Origin of the sequence: Pseudomonas sp. S9 (assembly GCF_000222125.1) — a bacterium.
Classification (GTDB): domain Bacteria; phylum Pseudomonadota; class Gammaproteobacteria; order Pseudomonadales; family Pseudomonadaceae; genus Aquipseudomonas; species Aquipseudomonas segetis.
On sequence record NZ_AFFX01000011.1, the window covers coordinates 226,049 to 242,875 of the forward strand.

14 protein-coding genes are annotated in these 16,827 nt (G+C 57.8%); 13 read left to right on the forward strand and 1 reads right to left on the reverse strand.

What is annotated here, in order from left to right:
• Window positions 1-7 precede the first annotated feature (7 nt).
• The 9 genes from murD to lpxC all read left to right on the forward strand — a co-directional run bounded on the left by murD (window position 8) and on the right by lpxC (window position 10,485).
• Window positions 8-1,354, forward strand: coding sequence for a UDP-N-acetylmuramoyl-L-alanine--D-glutamate ligase (gene murD / locus PSES9_RS0119820; RefSeq protein WP_010489890.1), 1,347 nt, complete (start codon window positions 8-10; stop codon window positions 1,352-1,354).
• The gene (ftsW, locus tag PSES9_RS23965; protein WP_010489892.1) at window positions 1,354-2,592 is read left to right on the forward strand and encodes a putative lipid II flippase FtsW; all 1,239 of its coding nucleotides are present in this window, start codon (window positions 1,354-1,356) and stop codon (window positions 2,590-2,592) included. The genes murD and ftsW overlap by 1 nt, the downstream gene beginning before the upstream one ends.
• Window positions 2,582-3,652: an undecaprenyldiphospho-muramoylpentapeptide beta-N-acetylglucosaminyltransferase gene (gene murG / locus PSES9_RS0119830; protein WP_010489893.1), complete on the forward strand. Its 1,071-nt coding sequence runs from the start codon at window positions 2,582-2,584 to the stop codon at window positions 3,650-3,652. Before ftsW ends, murG begins: the two co-directional genes overlap by 11 nt.
• A gap of 28 nt (window positions 3,653-3,680) precedes the next feature.
• Complete coding sequence (gene murC / locus PSES9_RS0119835; RefSeq protein ID WP_238530409.1) at window positions 3,681-5,090, forward strand: UDP-N-acetylmuramate--L-alanine ligase; 1,410 nt, start codon at window positions 3,681-3,683, stop codon at window positions 5,088-5,090.
• Window positions 5,087-6,046 (forward strand): D-alanine--D-alanine ligase, encoded by a 960-nt coding sequence (locus PSES9_RS0119840; protein WP_010489897.1) that lies wholly within the window; start codon window positions 5,087-5,089, stop codon window positions 6,044-6,046. Before murC ends, PSES9_RS0119840 begins: the two co-directional genes overlap by 4 nt.
• 3 nt (window positions 6,047-6,049) lie before the next feature.
• A complete protein-coding gene (locus tag PSES9_RS0119845) occupies window positions 6,050-6,907 on the forward strand; it encodes a cell division protein FtsQ/DivIB (RefSeq protein WP_010489900.1) in 858 nt (285 codons plus the stop codon).
• Between the two features lie 20 nt (window positions 6,908-6,927).
• Complete coding sequence (gene ftsA / locus PSES9_RS0119850) at window positions 6,928-8,181, forward strand: cell division protein FtsA (RefSeq protein ID WP_010489902.1); 1,254 nt, start codon at window positions 6,928-6,930, stop codon at window positions 8,179-8,181.
• 65 nt (window positions 8,182-8,246) lie between these two features.
• Window positions 8,247-9,461, forward strand: coding sequence for a cell division protein FtsZ (gene ftsZ / locus PSES9_RS0119855; RefSeq protein ID WP_010489904.1), 1,215 nt, complete (start codon window positions 8,247-8,249; stop codon window positions 9,459-9,461).
• 112 nt (window positions 9,462-9,573) lie between these two features.
• The gene (gene lpxC, locus PSES9_RS0119860) at window positions 9,574-10,485 is read left to right on the forward strand and encodes a UDP-3-O-acyl-N-acetylglucosamine deacetylase (protein WP_010489905.1); all 912 of its coding nucleotides are present in this window, start codon (window positions 9,574-9,576) and stop codon (window positions 10,483-10,485) included.
• 125 nt (window positions 10,486-10,610) lie between these two features.
• Here lpxC and PSES9_RS0119865 read toward each other — a convergent pair whose 3' ends face one another.
• Entirely contained in the window at window positions 10,611-11,066 is a 456-nt protein-coding gene (locus tag PSES9_RS0119865; protein WP_010489907.1) for a DUF721 domain-containing protein, read from the reverse strand.
• A gap of 80 nt (window positions 11,067-11,146) precedes the next feature.
• Between PSES9_RS0119865 and PSES9_RS0119870 the strand changes: the two genes are divergently transcribed.
• From PSES9_RS0119870 to PSES9_RS0119885, 4 genes are all read left to right on the forward strand, one after another.
• Window positions 11,147-12,079, forward strand: coding sequence for a M23 family metallopeptidase (locus tag PSES9_RS0119870; RefSeq protein ID WP_010489909.1), 933 nt, complete (start codon window positions 11,147-11,149; stop codon window positions 12,077-12,079).
• 118 nt (window positions 12,080-12,197) lie between these two features.
• Window positions 12,198-14,930, forward strand: coding sequence for a preprotein translocase subunit SecA (gene secA, locus PSES9_RS0119875; RefSeq protein WP_010489911.1), 2,733 nt, complete (start codon window positions 12,198-12,200; stop codon window positions 14,928-14,930).
• Window positions 14,931-15,082: 152 nt separating this feature from the next.
• Window positions 15,083-16,300: a bifunctional glutamate N-acetyltransferase/amino-acid acetyltransferase ArgJ gene (gene argJ / locus PSES9_RS0119880; protein ID WP_010489913.1), complete on the forward strand. Its 1,218-nt coding sequence runs from the start codon at window positions 15,083-15,085 to the stop codon at window positions 16,298-16,300.
• Between the two features lie 83 nt (window positions 16,301-16,383).
• On the forward strand, window positions 16,384-16,827 hold a 444-nt coding region (locus tag PSES9_RS0119885; protein ID WP_010489915.1), incomplete at its 3' end, for a glutathione S-transferase.

A 16,827-nucleotide genomic window follows, 5' to 3' on the forward strand; every position in this document is an offset into this window, starting at 1 on the left:
GGACGAGATGAGTCTGATTGCTTCTGACCACTTCCGCATTATTGTCGGCCTCGGCAAGAGCGGCATGTCCCTGGTGCGCTTCCTTGCGCGCCAGGGTGTGCGCTTTGCCGTGGTCGATACGCGTGCGAATCCGCCGGAGCTGGGCACCTTGCGTGAACAGTTCCCGCAGGTTGAAGTGCGTTGTGGCGATCTGGACGTTGAATTCCTTTGCCGCGCCAGTGAACTGTTGGTGAGCCCAGGTATCGCGCTGGCGACCCCTGCATTGCAGGAGGGGGGGAGCCGCGGGGTGAAACTTTCCGGCGATATAGAGCTGTTCGCACGTAATGCGAAGGCGCCAATCATCGCGATCACCGGTTCCAACGCGAAAAGCACGGTGACCACCCTGGTCGGTGAGATGGCTCAGGCAGCGGGCAAGAAAGTGGCGGTCGGCGGCAACCTGGGAACGCCAGCGCTGGATCTGCTCAGCGACGACGTTGAGCTGTACGTCATGGAATTGTCGAGCTTCCAGCTGGAAACAACCGACCAGCTCAATGCGCAAGTGGCGACATGCCTGAACATCAGCGAAGACCACATGGATCGCTACAGCGGTTTGCCGGCATACCACTTGGCCAAGCACCGGATCTTCCGTGGCGCCAAGCAGGTCGTGGTCAATCGTGATGATGCCTTGTCGCGTCCGCTCATTGCCGATCAAGTGCCTTGCTGGAGCTTTGGCTTGGGTAAGCCGGACTTCCAGCGCTTTGGCCTGATCGAAGAGCAAGGTGAAAAATACCTGGGCTTCAAGTTCGATCGCCTGATGCCTGTTCGCGAATTGAAGATTCGCGGCGCACACAACCAGTCAAATGCACTGGCGGCACTGGCCCTGGGCCATGCTGCCGGCTTGCCGATGCAGGTAATGCTGGACACTCTGAAGGAATTCCCTGGCCTGGCCCATCGCTGCCAATGGGTGGGTGAGCGCAATGAGGTGGGTTACTACGATGACTCCAAGGCAACCAACGTCGGCGCTGCGTTAGCGGCAATTGAGGGTTTGGGCGCTGATATCCAGGGCAAGCTGGTGTTGATCGCCGGTGGTGATGGCAAAGGGGCTGATTTCTCCGCCCTGCGCCAACCTGTTGCCCGTTTCTGCCGCGCCGTCGTGCTGCTGGGGCGCGATGCCGAGCGTTTGGCGCAGGCCTTGGGTGATGCTGTGCCATTGATCCAGGTTAAAACCCTTGCACAAGCCGTACAGCGAAGTGCCGAGTTGGCCGAGCCAGGCGATGCGGTATTGCTGTCGCCGGCCTGTGCCAGTCTCGACATGTTCAAGAACTTTGAAGAGCGCGGACGTTTGTTCAGCCAGGCAGTGGAGGCACTCAACTGATGTTGTCCTTCCTGCGTCCTTATCCTTCGCCACTGTTCAGCCGTCGCGGCTTTGACATGGATTTCGCCATGCTTGCCGGTTGCCTGGCATTGCTTGGGTTGGGCCTGGTGATGATTTCATCGGCTTCAACCGAAGTGGCTGCGGTCAATACCGGCAATCCGCTGTACTACATGATTCGTCATTTGGTGTACCTGTTGATCGGGCTTGGCACTGCAGCTGTCGTGGTGATGATTCCGCTGGCCACCTGGCAGCGTTGTGGCTGGGTCTTGCTGATTGCCGCGATCGGGCTGCTGGTCATGGTGCTCATCCCGGGTGTAGGGCGCGAGGTCAATGGTTCGATGCGCTGGATCGGCTTTTGGGCTTTCAACGTGCAGCCCTCTGAAATCGCCAAGGTCTTTGCAGTGATCTATCTGGCGGGTTACCTGGTTCGCCGGCAGGAAGAAGTACGCGAAAGCTGGGCCGGCTTCTTCAAGCCCTTTGTCGTGCTGCTGCCTATGGCCGCTTTACTGCTGGCCGAGCCTGATTTTGGTGCCACTGTTGTGATGTTCGGCGCGGCCGCGGCCATGCTGTTTCTGGGGGGCGTTGGCCTGTTCCGCTTTGGCCTTATGGTATTGCTGGCCGTTGGTGCGGTCGTGGTGCTGGTACAGGACCCCTATCGCTGGGCGCGTATGACCAACTTTGCCGACCCATGGGCCGATCAGTTCGGTGCCGGCTACCAGCTTAGCCAGGCCTTGATTGCCTTCGGCCGTGGCGAATGGTTCGGCGTTGGCCTGGGCAACAGTATCCAGAAGCAGTTCTACCTGCCTGAAGCCCACACCGACTTCGTGTTTTCAGTGCTTGCCGAAGAGCTGGGCATGGTTGGTGCGCTGGTCACTGTCGGCCTGTTCGTATTTGTCTGCGTGCGTGCGCTATACATCGGCTTGTGGGCTGAGCGCGCGAAACAGTTCTTTGCCGCTTACACCGCCTACGGCCTGGCATTCCTGTGGATTGGTCAATTCCTGATCAATATCGGAGTAAACATCGGTCTATTGCCGACCAAAGGCTTGACCTTGCCATTCCTCAGCTATGGCGGCAGCTCGCTGGTGATCTGTTGCATCAGCCTGGCGTTGTTGCTGCGAATCGAGTGGGAATGTCGCAATCAACTCGGCAGTGAAGACGCCGACTTTGATGAGTCGGACTTTGCAGAGGAGCTGCCGCTCAAGCCCGGTTCTGCCAAGGAGGCCACTCATGCGCGGTAATGTGCTGATCATGGCCGGCGGTACCGGCGGGCACGTCTTCCCGGCATTGGCCTGTGCGGCTGAGTTCAAGGCGCGTGGCTACAGCGTGCACTGGCTGGGCACGCCGCGCGGTATCGAAAACGAATTGGTACCTGCTGCCGGCCTGCCGCTGCACCTCATTGATGTGTCGGGTTTGCGCGGCAAGGGCAAGCTGTCGTTGCTCAAGGCACCTTTCCAGCTGATCAAGGCCTTGTTCCAGGCACGCAAGGTGATGCGCGAGCTGAAGCCTGTATGTGTACTGGGCATGGGCGGTTATGTCACGGGGCCCGGCGGCTTGGCTGCCAGGCTGTCTGGTGCGCCCTTGATCATCCACGAGCAGAATGCCGTTGCGGGTACGGCCAATCGCAGCCTGGTGCCTTTTGCCAGCCGCGTGTGCGAAGCCTTTCCCAATACCTTTGCGGCCTCGGCTAAGCGCCGCACAACCGGTAACCCTGTGCGTGAGGAACTGTTCCTCGAAACCCCGCGTGACAGCTTGCAGGGCCGTAAACCACGGTTGTTGGTGATGGGCGGCAGCCTGGGCGCCGAACCCCTTAATAAATTATTGCCGGCGGCGTTGGCCCAAGTGGCTGTCGAGCTGCGTCCTGAAGTGTTCCATCAGGCGGGCAAGCAACACGCTGAAATTACCGGCGAACGTTATCGCGAAGCGGGCGTCGAAGCGCAGGTCGCCCCATTCATCAAGGACATGGCGCAAGCCTATGCCTGGGCTGATTTAGTGATTTGCCGTGCTGGTGCGCTGACCATCAGTGAGCTGGCGGCTGCCGGGCTGGCTGCCTTCCTGGTTCCGCTGCCCCACGCCATTGACGATCACCAAAGCCGCAATGCCGATTATCTGGTGAGCGAGGGCGCCGCCGTCCTCCTGCCACAACGCTCCACTGATGCAGCCTCGCTCGCTGCACAGCTGACCGAGGTTTTGATGCATTCCGAACAACTGACCGCTATGGCCGCCAAGGCACGCCAACTGGCGAAACCTGATGCAACTCGCACTGTCGTCGATATCTGCCTGGAGGTGGCCCGTGGTTGAGAATCAAAAAGCTTATCCGCAGCCTGAGATGCGCCGCATTCGCCGTATCCACTTCGTTGGTATTGGTGGCGCGGGTATGTGCGGTATTGCCGAGGTGCTGCTGAACCTGGGCTATCAGGTTTCTGGCTCGGACCTCAAGGATTCAGCCGTAACCGAGCGCCTGAAAAGCTTCGGTGCGCAGATATTTATCGGCCACCGCGCTGAAAACGCCGAGAGCGCCGATGTGCTGGTGGTGTCGAGTGCAATCAATACCTCGAACCCGGAAGTTGCAGTTGCCCTTGAACGACGCATTCCAGTGGTGCCTCGCGCCGAGATGCTCGCCGAGTTGATGCGCTACCGGCATGGCGTCGCGGTTGCCGGTACCCACGGCAAAACCACTACCACCAGCTTGCTGGCCTCGGTATTTGCCGCAGGCGGTCTTGATCCGACCTTTGTCATCGGCGGACGCCTCAATGCAGCAGGTACCAATGCCCAGCTGGGCACCAGCCGCTACCTGATTGCCGAAGCGGATGAAAGCGACGCCAGCTTCTTGCACCTGCAGCCCATGGTTGCGGTGGTTACCAATATCGACATGGACCACATGAGCACCTACGAGGGGGACTTCAATCGCTTGAAGAAGACCTTCATCGAATTCCTTCAAAACCTGCCGTTCTATGGCCTGGCTGTGATGTGCGTCCATGACCCGGTGGTGCGTGAAATCCTGCCGCAAGTGGCACGTCCGACCATGACCTACGGTTTTGACGAAGGTGCAGACGTGCGCGCGATCAATGTTCGTCAGCAAGGCATGCAAACCTTCTTCACCGTGTTGCGCCGCGACAGCGAGCCACTTGATGTCTCGGTCAACATGCCCGGCAACCACAACGTCCTCAATGCCCTGGCGACTATCGCCATTGCAACGGACGAAGGCATCTCCGACGAAGCCATCGTCCAGGGCTTGTCGGGTTTCCAGGGTGTGGGTCGTCGCTTCCAGGTCTATGGCGAGCTGCCAGTTGAAGGCGGTGAAGTGATGTTGGTCGACGACTATGGCCATCACCCGCGTGAGGTGGCTGCGGTCATCAAGGCGGTTCGTGGCGGCTGGCCTGAGCGCCGTCTGGTCATGGTTTACCAGCCGCATCGCTTCAGTCGTACCCGCGACCTGTACGACGATTTCGTGCAGGTGCTGGGTGAAACCAACGTGCTGTTGTTGATGGAAGTGTATCCGGCGGGTGAGGAACCCATTCCGGGCGCCGATAGCCGCCAGCTGTGCCACAGCATTCGCCAGCGCGGTCAGCTCGACCCTATTTATATCGAACGCGGCGTCGACCTGGCGCCGCTGATCAAGCCGCTGTTGCGTGCCGGTGACATTCTTCTGTGCCAGGGCGCCGGCGATATCGGTGGTTTGGCCCCACAACTGTTGCAAAGCCCGCTGTTTAAAGCGCCGGCAGGTAAGTCGAAATGAGTGATCAACTGTTTTCCGGTTTGAAGTCAGAGCTGCCCGTCAGTGCGTTCGGGCGCGTGGCCGTGTTGTTCGGCGGCAAGAGCGCCGAGCGCGAGGTTTCCCTGAAATCAGGCAATGCAGTGCTTAGCGCGCTGCAAGCCGCCGGTGTGGATGCCTTCGGTATCGATGTCGGTGAAGACCTGCTGCAATCTTTGCTTAACGAAAAAATTGATCGGGCTTTTATCGTCCTGCACGGCCGTGGCGGTGAAGACGGCAGCATGCAGGGCTTGCTCGAGTGCGCCGGTATTCCTTACACCGGTAGCGGCATTCTGGCCTCGGCCCTGGCCATGGACAAATTGCGCACCAAGCAGGTTTGGCAGAGCCTTGGCTTGCCGACACCACGCCATGCCGTGTTGGCCAGTGTCGAAGACTGCCGGGCTGCGGCTGACGACCTGGGCTTTCCGCTGATCGTCAAGCCGGCACATGAGGGTTCAAGCATCGGCATGGCCAAGGTCAACAGTGCCGAAGAGTTGATTGCCGCCTGGCAAGACGCGAGCAAATACGACAGCCAGGTGTTGGTCGAGCAGTGGATTCACGGCCCTGAGTACACCGTGGCGACCTTGCGTGGCCAAGTGCTCCCGCCGATTGGCCTGGGCACACCGCACAGCTTCTATGACTACGACGCCAAGTACCTGGCCGATGACACCCAGTACCGTATTCCCAGCGGCCTGGATGCGGCCAAGGAGCAAGAACTCAAGGCGCTGACCGAGCGTGCCTGCGATGCAGTTGGTGTGCAGGGCTGGGCGCGGGCCGATGTGATGCAGGATGCCAACGGGGCTTTCTGGCTGCTGGAGGTCAACACTGTGCCGGGGATGACCGACCACAGCCTGGTGCCAATGGCTGCCAAGGCTGCAGGCCTGGACTTTCAACAGTTGGTGTTGGCGATTTTGGCCGACAGTATCGAGGGTCGGGGTTAAGTCATGAACGCCATTGCCCGCCATCAGCCAGGAGCGACCCGTACCCCAGTACGCGGTAAGCCTGTGCCGCGTGGCGCCAGTCGTTTGGTGGATAAGGAGCCGCTTGGTTCGCGCTTGCGCAAACCCGACCTTAAGTTCCTCAAGCGTCTGGCGTGGCCGCTGCTGTTGCTGGCATTGGGTTTTGGTGCTTATGAGCTGTCAGTGCGCCTGATGCCCTACGTCGACCGGCCGATTGCCAAGGTCAGTGTTGAAGGTGACTTGAGCTATGTCAGCCAGCAAGCGGTGCAGCAGCGGATCGCGCCATTTATCAAGTCGAAGTTCTTCAGTGTCGACTTGACCGGCATGCGCCACGAGCTTGAGCAAATGCCCTGGATTGCCAGTGCAGCAGTGCGTCGCGTGTGGCCTGACCAGATTGTGGTCAGCCTGGAAGAGCAGATGCCAATCGCCCGCTGGGGCGATGGTTCGCTGTTGAATAACCAGGGCCAGGCATTTGCGCCAGAAGAGTTGGCTCATTACGAACATTTACCGCAGTTGTATGGTCCTAAGCGTGCGCAACAGCGGGTGATGCAGCAATACCAGGTGCTTAGCCAGATGTTGCGGCCAATGGGTTTCTCGATCGCACGACTTGAACTGCGTGAGCGCGGAAGCTGGTTTTTAGTGACATCACAGGGGGTCGAGCTGCTGTTGGGGCGCGATCACCTGGTCGAAAAAATGCGCCGTTTCATTGCCATTTACGACAAAGAATTGAAAGAGCAAATCGCGAATATCGCGCGTATCGATCTGCGTTACTCCAACGGCCTGGCCGTTGCGTGGCGTCAGCCGGTAGCGCCCACGGCGGCTGAAACCGCTGCTGTGCAGTGAATCAGGAGAAGGCAAGACACATGGCAAACGTTGAGAGTGGCAAGATGATCGTTGGCCTCGACATTGGCACATCCAAGGTGGTGGCGCTGGTGGGCGAAGTTACGCCAGATGGTCAATTGGAGATCGTCGGCATCGGTACACATCCGTCGCGTGGCCTGAAGAAGGGCGTGGTGGTGAATATCGAGTCAACGGTGTTGTCGATCCAGCGGGCCGTCGAGGAAGCACAGCTGATGGCGGGTTGCCGGATTCACTCGGCTTTCGTCGGCGTGGCGGGCAATCACATCCGTAGCCTCAACTCCCACGGGATTGTTGCGATCCGCGATCGCGAAGTCAGTCGTGCCGACCTCGAGCGTGTGCTTGACGCTGCCCAGGCGGTTGCCATTCCTGCGGATCAACGTGTGCTGCACACCTTGCCCCAGGACTACGTGATCGATAACCAGGAAGGTGTTCGTGAGCCGCTGGGCATGTCTGGCGTGCGCCTGGAAGCCAAGGTCCATGTGGTCACCTGTGCCGTCAATGCCGCGCAGAACATCGAGAAGTGCGTGCGTCGCTGCGGCCTTGAAGTCGACGACATCATCCTCGAACAACTGGCTTCGGCCTATGCCGTGCTGACCGACGACGAGAAAGAGCTGGGCGTGTGCCTGGTCGATATCGGCGGCGGCACCACCGACATCTGCATCTTCACCGAAGGCGCTATCCGTCATACCGCCGTGATCCCTATTGCGGGTGATCAAGTCACCAACGATATCGCCATGGCACTGCGTACCCCAACCCAGTACGCCGAAGAAATCAAGATTCGTTATGCCTGCGCCCTGGCCAAGCTGGCCGGTCCTGGTGAAACCATCAAGGTGCCGAGCGTGGGCGATCGTGCGCCGCGTGACCTGTCTCGCCAAACCCTGGCCGAGGTGGTTGAACCGCGTTATGACGAACTGTTCACCCTGATTCAGGCCGAGCTGCGCCGCAGCGGTTATGAAGACCTGATTCCGGCAGGCGTGGTGCTTACTGGCGGTACCGCGAAGATGGAAGGGGCGGTAGAGCTGGCAGAGGAAATTTTCCACATGCCGGTGCGCCTTGGCGTCGCTCAGGGTGTTAAAGGCCTTGGTGACGTGGTGCGCAACCCGATTTATTCGACAGGCGTTGGCCTGTTGCTCTACGGACTGCAAAAGCAGGCCGATGGGATTTCGATGTCTTCAGTTGGCAGCAATGGCTTCAGCGAAGACAAAAAAGAACCGGTACTCGAGCGCTTGAAGCGCTGGGTACAGGGCAACTTCTGATTGATCAGTGGTTGTTTAAGCGTGTGCAGTAGGCGTTACAAAACTAGAAATATAGGAGAGGGAAAATGTTCGAACTCGTAGATAACATCCCGCAAAGCGCAGTTATCAAAGTTATCGGCGTCGGTGGCGGTGGCGGCAATGCCGTGAACCACATGTGCGTCAGTAACATTGAAGGCGTTGAATTTATTTGCGCCAACACCGATGCCCAGGCATTGAAGAACATTGGTGCACGCACCGTGCTGCAGCTCGGTACCGGCGTGACCAAGGGCCTGGGTGCTGGTGCCAATCCCGAAGTTGGCCGTCAGGCGGCCATGGAAGACCGCGAGCGCATCGCCGAAGTGCTGCAGGGCACTGATATGGTCTTCATCACCACGGGCATGGGTGGCGGTACCGGCACCGGCGCTGCGCCTGTTATTGCTGAAGTCGCCAAGGAAATGGGGATTCTGACCGTTGCAGTGGTCACGCGTCCGTTCCCATTCGAAGGCCGCAAGCGCATGCAGATCGCCGAAGAAGGCATCCGTGCTCTGTCGCAAAGCGTTGACTCGTTGATCACCATCCCTAACGAAAAACTGCTGACCATCCTCGGCAAGGACGCCAGCCTGCTGTCGGCCTTCGCCAAGGCTGACGATGTTCTGGCTGGTGCGGTGCGCGGTATTTCCGACATCATCAAGCGTCCAGGCATGATCAACGTCGACTTTGCCGACGTTAAAACCGTGATGAGCGAAATGGGCATGGCGATGATGGGCACTGGTTGCGCCAGTGGTCCGAACCGCGCCCGTGAAGCGACCGAAGCGGCTATCCGCAACCCACTGCTGGAAGATGTAAACCTGCAGGGCGCGCGTGGCATCCTGGTTAACATCACAGCCGGTCCTGACCTGTCGCTGGGTGAGTACTCCGATGTCGGTAACATCATCGAGCAATTTGCTTCCGAGCACGCCACTGTCAAGGTAGGCACAGTGATCGACCCGGATATGCGCGATGAACTGCACGTCACCGTTGTTGCAACTGGTCTGGGTGCGAAAATCGAGAAGCCGGTCAAGGTTATCGACAACACTGTACAGGTCAGCTCAGCGCCGGTTTCGGCTCCGTCGACCGCTCAACAGGCGCCTGCTGCCTCTGCAGCACCGCGTAGCGAGCAAAGCGTCAACTACAAAGACTATGAGCGTCCAACCGTTCAGCGTCAGAGCCATGCCGGCGCTGCGACTGCAGCAAAAATGAATCCGCAGGACGATCTGGATTACCTGGACATCCCTGCTTTTCTGCGCCGTCAGGCCGATTAATGAAATGTATCAGGAGCATTAGGGTGATTGGTATTCAGCAAAGGCCGGTTCTGCTATTATCGCCGGCCATTGTTGAAAACAATTCGCAACTAGCGCTATAGCGGCCAGAGACATGATCAGACAACGCACCTTAAAGAACATTATCCGCGCCACTGGCGTCGGCCTGCATTCGGGGGAAAAGGTTTACCTGACCCTGAAGCCGGCACCTGTGGACACCGGTATCGTGTTCAGACGTACCGATTTGGACCCCGTCGTGGAAATTGCTGCGCGGGCGAGCAACGTCGGTGAAACCACCATGTCAACCACCTTGGTTAATGGTGACGTCAAGGTGGATACGGTAGAGCACTTGCTTTCGGCCATGGCAGGCCTGGGCATCGATAACGCCTACGTCGAACTCTCTGCATCCGAAGTACCGATCATGGACGGCAGTGCGGGACCTTTTGTATTCCTGATTCAATCCGCTGGCCTGCAAGAGCAGGAAGCGGCCAAGAAATTCATCCGGATCATTCGTGAAGTAACTGTGGAGGAGGGCGACAAGCGCGCCACCTTCGTGCCTTTCGAAGGATTCAAGGTGAGTTTCGAGATCGATTTCGATCACCCTGTTTTCCGTGACCGTACGCAAATGGCAAGCGTTGACTTCTCCAGTACCTCCTTTGTCAAGGAAGTCAGTCGAGCGCGCACATTTGGTTTTATGCGCGACATCGAGTTCCTGCGTTCACAGAACCTGGCACTCGGCGGCAGTGTAGATAACGCGATCGTGGTGGATGAAAATCGCGTGTTGAACGAAGATGGTCTGCGTTATGAAGACGAATTCGTTAAGCACAAGATTCTCGATGCGATCGGTGATCTTTATTTGCTGGGTAACAGCTTGATTGGTGAGTTCCGTGGTTTCAAATCCGGACACGCCCTGAACAACCGTTTGTTGCGTGAGCTGATCGCGCAGCCGGATGCCTGGGAAACCGTGACCTTTGACGACCCCAAGAACGCACCGATTTCCTACATGCGTCCAGTGGCTGGGGGGTAAACCGAACACTCTCCGCTTTACGCTTAAGGCCACCTTATGGTGGCCTTTTTTATTGGTCTTCAGATCTTGAGCGACGTTTCGGTTTCTGGTCTCGGAAAGTTCTGACTTTGTAGCGGTCGTGCGAATCAGTCGGCTGGCTTGGTGTGCTTGGCCAGTCGCTCCAGGGCCGCGCGCAGCGTCGGGTCGCTTATACCTTCAGCAGTGGCTTTAAAATTTTCTGCTGCACTGTCCGAAAGGATAATTGTGCGACCTCCCGCACGCCTTTCAGCTGTTGATGGTTGCACCTTGAAGTGGATCTTGGTTAATGTCGCGAACGCTTCGAGTGCCTGCAGCTGTTTGAGCAGGCGCTTTTGCTGATAACGCAGACGGGTGGCCCAATGGCCATCAGTGACAATAAGAAGCAAACAACCGGCACGCCAGGTCGCAACATGACAGTGTTCTCTGGCAGCAGGCTGAAGCTGGCTTTCAAGCAAGCGCTGCAGTTTTTCAAGCCTTTGGGCTTCATTAAACAAGGCTTGCAGGGGCTTTGCTTCGCGCAATAGCGCGGCAGGTGCTTTAGCTGGCAAAGGACGAAAAGACATGGCTGGACGCCTACGATTGTGGAGCCGCCATGGTAGCAGAAATGCTGCTGCCAACTTGGGCACCACCAAAAGGGGAAGTCGTGCAAATAATTCTATTAAGTCGGCGTCATGGCGCCGCTCGTACCTTGAGCTTCGATTTAAGATGGCTGGTGGCGGGATTGTTCATCCTGGTGGCCGGCTCGCTTAGCCTCGGTACTGTTGTCGGCGTGTGGATGTCACCCGATGCCCAGGTGGTCGACCACGATGACACGCAAATAATTACTCAGGCACTGGATGAGCAGCGTGCAGAAGTAGGGGCCGTGCGGGTAGATGCTCAGCGCCAACTGGATGCATTCGCGGCCCATGTGGCCGACTTGCAGGCACGCCTGACGCGCCTTGATGCTTTGGGCGAACGCCTGACCGAATTGGCTGATATCGACTCAAGCGAGTTCGATTTCTCGCTTAATGTGGGTCAGGGCGGTCCAGAAGAGCCATACGGCACCGCCGCCTATGCGCCTCCGGCGTTCATGAGCACTCTCGATGAGCTGGCCTTGCAACTTGATAGTCGAGAGCAGCAGTTGGAGGTGCTTGAGCAGTTACTGGCCGAGCGCCGCCTCAATGAAGCTGAGTACCTTGCGGGGCGTCCGGTTTTGCAGGGCTATGTTTCTTCTCCCTTTGGTCGGCGTACCGATCCACTGACCGGTCGTGCCAGTGTGCACAAGGGAGTAGACTTCGCCGCCAAGGCCGGTAGCCCTGTGGTATCGGTGGCCGCAGGTGTTGTGACCTTTTCCGGGCGTAAGAATGGTTATGGTAATGTAGTAGAAATCAGTCATGCAGATGGCTATGTAACCCTCTACGGACACAATAAGCGTAACGAGGTACAGGTCGGTGATCTGGTCAAGCGTGGGCAAACAATTGCTCTGGTTGGCAGCACGGGACGCTCTACCGGTTACCATGTGCACTTTGAAGTAACCAAGCTTGGTCGAGTGGTAAACCCTTCCAGCTACATAGCTCGTGTAAGCGACGAAAAATAACGTCGCTTTCATCATCTTCATTTCCGGGTAGAATGCCCCCTTCGCACGCAGCCATTAGGGCTGCATGGGCGACTGTTGGGCCGCCCTCCATCCATACGTGTGGGAAGAACCTGTCGATATGTTTGCGCCTTTGTTGAAAAAACTCTTTGGAAGCAAGAATGAGCGTGAGGTTAAGCGCATGCTCAAGGCGGTTCAGTCCGTTAATGGTTTTGAGGAGCAGATGCTTGCTCTCACGGATGAGCAACTGCGTGCCAAAACCGATGAGTTCAAGGCTCGTTTAGCCAAGGGTGAAACCCTCGACCAGCTATTGCCTGAAGCCTTTGCCGTGGCTCGTGAGGCCGGCAAGCGGGTAATGGGCATGCGCCACTTCGATGTACAGCTGATCGGTGGCATGACCCTGCATGAAGGCAAGATCGCCGAAATGCGCACCGGTGAGGGTAAGACCCTGGTTGCAACCCTTGCTGTTTACCTCAATGCATTGGCCGGTAAAGGCGTGCACGTGGTTACGGTCAACGATTACCTGGCCCGCCGTGACGCCAACTGGATGCGTCCGCTGTACGAATTCCTCGGTATGAGCGTCGGCATCGTCACTCCCTTCATGCCGCCCGAAGAAAAACGCGCGGCCTATGCTGCCGACATCACCTACGGCACCAACAACGAATTCGGTTTCGATTACCTGCGCGATAACATGGCGTTTAGCCTTGAGGATAAGTTCCAGCGTGAACTTAACTTTGCCGTAATCGACGAAGTCGACTCGATCCTGATCGACGAAGCCCGTACCCCGTTGATCATCTCGGGTCAGGCTGAAGACAGCTCGAAGATGTACGTTGAGATCAACAACCTGATCCCGCGACTTGAGCTGCACGTCGAGGAAGAAGAAGGCGTTGTGACCAAAGAAGGTCACTACAGTGTTGATGAGAAAACGCGCCAGGTTGAGCTTAATGAGCAGGGTCACCAGTTCATTGAGGATCTTCTGACCCAGGCGGGCTTGCTCGCTGAAGGCGAGAGTCTTTACTCGGCACATAACCTTGGCCTGCTGACTCACGTCTATGCCGGTCTGCGTGCGCACACGCTGTTCCATCGCAATGTCGAATACATAGTGCAGAACGATCAAGTGCTGCTCATCGATGAGCACACGGGTCGTACCATGCCGGGTCGTCGCTTGTCCGAAGGCTTGCACCAGGCGATCGAGGCGAAGGAAGGCCTGAATATCCAGGCTGAAAGCCAGACGCTTGCGTCGACCACCTTCCAGAACTATTTCCGCCTGTACAGCAAGTTGTCCGGCATGACCGGTACGGCCGACACCGAAGCATTCGAGTTCCACCAGATCTACGGTCTTGAGGTCATGGTGATCCCGACCAACCGTGCACTGGCGCGCAAGGACTTCAATGACCTGGTCTACCTGACCCAGGAAGAGAAGTACGCGGCCATCGTTGCGGATATCCAGGAATGCCAGGCGCAAGGTCGTCCGGTCCTGGTGGGCACGGCTTCGATCGAAACCTCCGAGTACATGTCGGCCCTGCTCAACAAGCAAGGTATCGAGCACAAGGTGCTCAACGCCAAGTTCCACGAAAAGGAAGCTGAAATCATTGCCCAGGCGGGTCGTCCGGGTGCGCTGACTATCGCCACCAACATGGCGGGTCGTGGTACCGACATTCTGTTGGGCGGCAACTGGGAGGTCGAAGTCGCGGCCCTCGAAAACCCTACCGATGAGCAGGTTGCCCAGGTCAAAGCCGACTGGCAGAAGCGCCATCAGGCGGTGATCGAGTCGGGCGGTTTGCATGTAATTGCCTCCGAACGCCACGAGTCACGTCGTATCGACAACCAGTTGCGCGGTCGTGCCGGGCGCCAGGGCGACCCAGGCTCCAGCCGTTTCTATCTGTCGCTGGAAGACAGTCTGATGCGCATCTTTGCCTCTGACCGGGTGAAGAACTTCATGAAGGCGTTGGGCATGCAGCAAGGCGAGGCGATCGAGCATCGTATGGTGAGCAACGCTATTGAAAAGGCGCAGCGCAAGGTTGAAGGTCGTAACTTCGACATGCGTAAGCAACTGCTCGAGTTCGATGACGTGGCCAACGAGCAGCGTAAAGTGATTTATCACATGCGCAACACCTTGCTGGCCTCGGAAGAAATTGGTGAAACCATCGAGGAGTTCCGTAAGGAAGTTGTCGAAAGCACCATCAACGAGCATATTCCGCCGCAGTCGCTGCCTGAACAGTGGGATATCACCGGTCTTGAGTCGGCGATCTACACCGGTTTCGGCATCAACCTGCCGATTCAGCAATGGCTGGATGATGACCACAAGCTCTATGAGGAAACCCTGCGCGAGCGGATTCTTCAGGCGTTGGTCGAGGCATACAACGAGAAAGAAGAGCAGGCCAGTGCTGAAGCGCTGCGCACCTTCGAGAAGCAGATTCTGCTGCGTGTGCTTGATGACCTGTGGAAAGATCACCTCTCGACCATGGATCACCTGCGCCACGGTATTCACCTGCGTGGTTATGCGCAGAAGAACCCGAAGCAAGAATACAAGCGCGAGTCGTTCACCCTGTTCCAGGAGCTGCTTGATTCGATCAAGCGCGACACCATTCGCGTGCTTTCGCATGTTCAGGTTCGTCGTGAGGACCCAGCCGAAGAAGAAGAGCGCCTGCGCCGGGAAGCTGAAGCCATGGCTGCGCGCATGCAGTTCCAGCATGCGGATGCTTCCGCCCTGGAGCAGCCAGAGGCTGAACCGCAAGACGACACGGCTGTGGCAACCGCGCCCGTGCGAGCGGAGCAGAAGATCGGGCGCAACGAGCCTTGCCCTTGCGGTTCGGGCAAGAAGTACAAGCATTGCCACGGGCAGTTGGGCTAGTTGATGTGACCCTGGTCAGCCGCAGGCTGTCCAGGTTTATTGCAAGTAGCCAGGCTCGACTGACCCGTAAACGCCGCGACCGGTTGAACCGATCGCGGCGTTTTACCATCCACTTAATGGCGTGACGCCGCAACATCTCAAGGAGTTTATTCATGGCTGTAGGTCTTGGCCCGCTGTCTGCCCTGCATCCGGTTGCAGGCTTTGAACTGGGAATCGCGAGCGCTGGTATCAAGCGACCAGGGCGAAAGGATGTTGTCGTCATGCGCTGCGCCGAAGGCTCAAGCGTTGCGGGTGTATTCACCCTGAACTCATTTTGTGCAGCCCCTGTAATTCTTGCAAAAAAGCGCGTGCTGGGGCCTGTGCGTTACCTGCTTACCAATACAGGTAATGCCAATGCGGGCACTGGCGAGTCCGGGCTTGAGAATGCTGCGCGCACCTGCGCCAGGCTGGCCGAGCTTGCGGGCGTCGATGAGCAGTCGGTGTTGCCATTTTCGACCGGTGTGATTTGTGAGCCGCTACCGGTCGAGAAGATCGAGGGCGCCCTGCAAGCGGCGCTGGATAACCTGTCAGAGAATAACTGGGCCGATGCTGCAACCGGCATCATGACCACTGACACCTTGCCCAAAGGCGCCAGTCGCCAGTTCGTGCATGAAGGTGTCACAGTTACCGTCACCGGCATCAGTAAGGGCGCGGGCATGATCAAGCCAAACATGGCGACCATGCTCGGCTATATCGCCACGGATGCCAAGGGCCCCCAAAGCGTGCTCCAGGACTTGTTGCGTGATGCCGCCAATAAGTCGTTCAACCGCATCACCATTGATGGAGATACCTCGACCAATGATTGCTGCATGCTGGTAGCAACGGGCAAGGTCGAGTTGGACGAGATCACCCAGGCCAGCGGTGCTTATTTTGCAGCCTTGAAGCAGGCCGTGTTCGAGGTATGCATGGAGGTCGCGCAGGCCATCGTCCGTGATGGTGAAGGTGCGACCAAGTTCGTCACTGTCGTTGTAAACGGCGGCGCGACCCATCAAGAATGCCTGGATGTGGGCTACGCGGTTGCACATTCACCACTGATCAAGACCGCACTGTTTGCGTCCGACCCTAATTGGGGACGCATTCTCGCGGCTGTTGGCCGTGCAGGCGTTGCCCAGTTGGATGTGAGCAAGATCGACGTGTTTCTCGGCGATATCTGCATCGCCAGCAAAGGCTGTCGGGCTGAAACTTACACCGAAGAGCAGGGCGCGGCGGTGATGGCTGAAGAGGAAATCACCATTCGCATTGAACTGGGCCGTGGCGCGAGCAGCGAGACAATCTGGACCACAGACTTGTCGCACGAGTACGTTAAGATCAATGCCGAATATCGCACTTGATACAACGTCCTGACTCGACTGAGGGGTAGTCGGCTGCTCCTCGGTTTAGACTAGGTCACTCAATGAATTACCGGAGAACTGCAATGACCCTGCAACTCGTCATCGGTGATAAACGCTATTCATCCTGGTCTTTACGGGCGGCGCTGGCACTGGAAATCGCTGGCGTCGATTACGACGAGGTCTTGATCGCGTTGAACAAGCCCGATACTGCCCAACTCATCGCCCAGCACTCGCCAAGCGGTAAGGTGCCACTGCTGAAAACAGCCGATGGTCCGGTTTGGGATTCCTTGGCGATCGTCGAATATCTTGCCGAGCAGCATCCCTCACTCTGGCCAAAGGACGTATATGCCCGTGCGGTGGCGCGCAGTGTTTGCGCGCAAATGCACAGCGGTTTCGCGAGCTTTCGTACACATATGCCGATGGATCTGCAGCGTGCCCAGCCGCTGGCCAATGTACCGGCGGACGTTACTGGCGACATAGAGCAGGTGTGTCGTTTGTGGGCCGAGTGTCGCGCCGGGTTCGGTCAA

What these genes read in the sequence shown, in the direction of transcription:
- murD (WP_010489890.1), top strand. Translation starts at nt 8, where the DNA reads ATGAGTCTGATTGCTTCTGACCACTTCCGCATTATTGTCGGCCTCGGC.
- ftsW (WP_010489892.1), top strand. Translation starts at nt 1,354, where the DNA reads ATGTTGTCCTTCCTGCGTCCTTATCCTTCGCCACTGTTCAGCCGTCGC.
- murG (WP_010489893.1), top strand. Translation starts at nt 2,582, where the DNA reads ATGCGCGGTAATGTGCTGATCATGGCCGGCGGTACCGGCGGGCACGTC.
- murC (WP_238530409.1), top strand. Translation starts at nt 3,681, where the DNA reads ATGCGCCGCATTCGCCGTATCCACTTCGTTGGTATTGGTGGCGCGGGT.
- PSES9_RS0119840 (WP_010489897.1), top strand. Translation starts at nt 5,087, where the DNA reads ATGAGTGATCAACTGTTTTCCGGTTTGAAGTCAGAGCTGCCCGTCAGT.
- PSES9_RS0119845 (WP_010489900.1), top strand. Translation starts at nt 6,050, where the DNA reads ATGAACGCCATTGCCCGCCATCAGCCAGGAGCGACCCGTACCCCAGTA.
- ftsA (WP_010489902.1), top strand. Translation starts at nt 6,928, where the DNA reads ATGGCAAACGTTGAGAGTGGCAAGATGATCGTTGGCCTCGACATTGGC.
- ftsZ (WP_010489904.1), top strand. Translation starts at nt 8,247, where the DNA reads ATGTTCGAACTCGTAGATAACATCCCGCAAAGCGCAGTTATCAAAGTT.
- lpxC (WP_010489905.1), top strand. Translation starts at nt 9,574, where the DNA reads ATGATCAGACAACGCACCTTAAAGAACATTATCCGCGCCACTGGCGTC.
- PSES9_RS0119865 (WP_010489907.1), bottom strand. Translation starts at nt 11,066, where the DNA reads ATGTCTTTTCGTCCTTTGCCAGCTAAAGCACCTGCCGCGCTATTGCGC.
- secA (WP_010489911.1), top strand. Translation starts at nt 12,198, where the DNA reads ATGTTTGCGCCTTTGTTGAAAAAACTCTTTGGAAGCAAGAATGAGCGT.
- argJ (WP_010489913.1), top strand. Translation starts at nt 15,083, where the DNA reads ATGGCTGTAGGTCTTGGCCCGCTGTCTGCCCTGCATCCGGTTGCAGGC.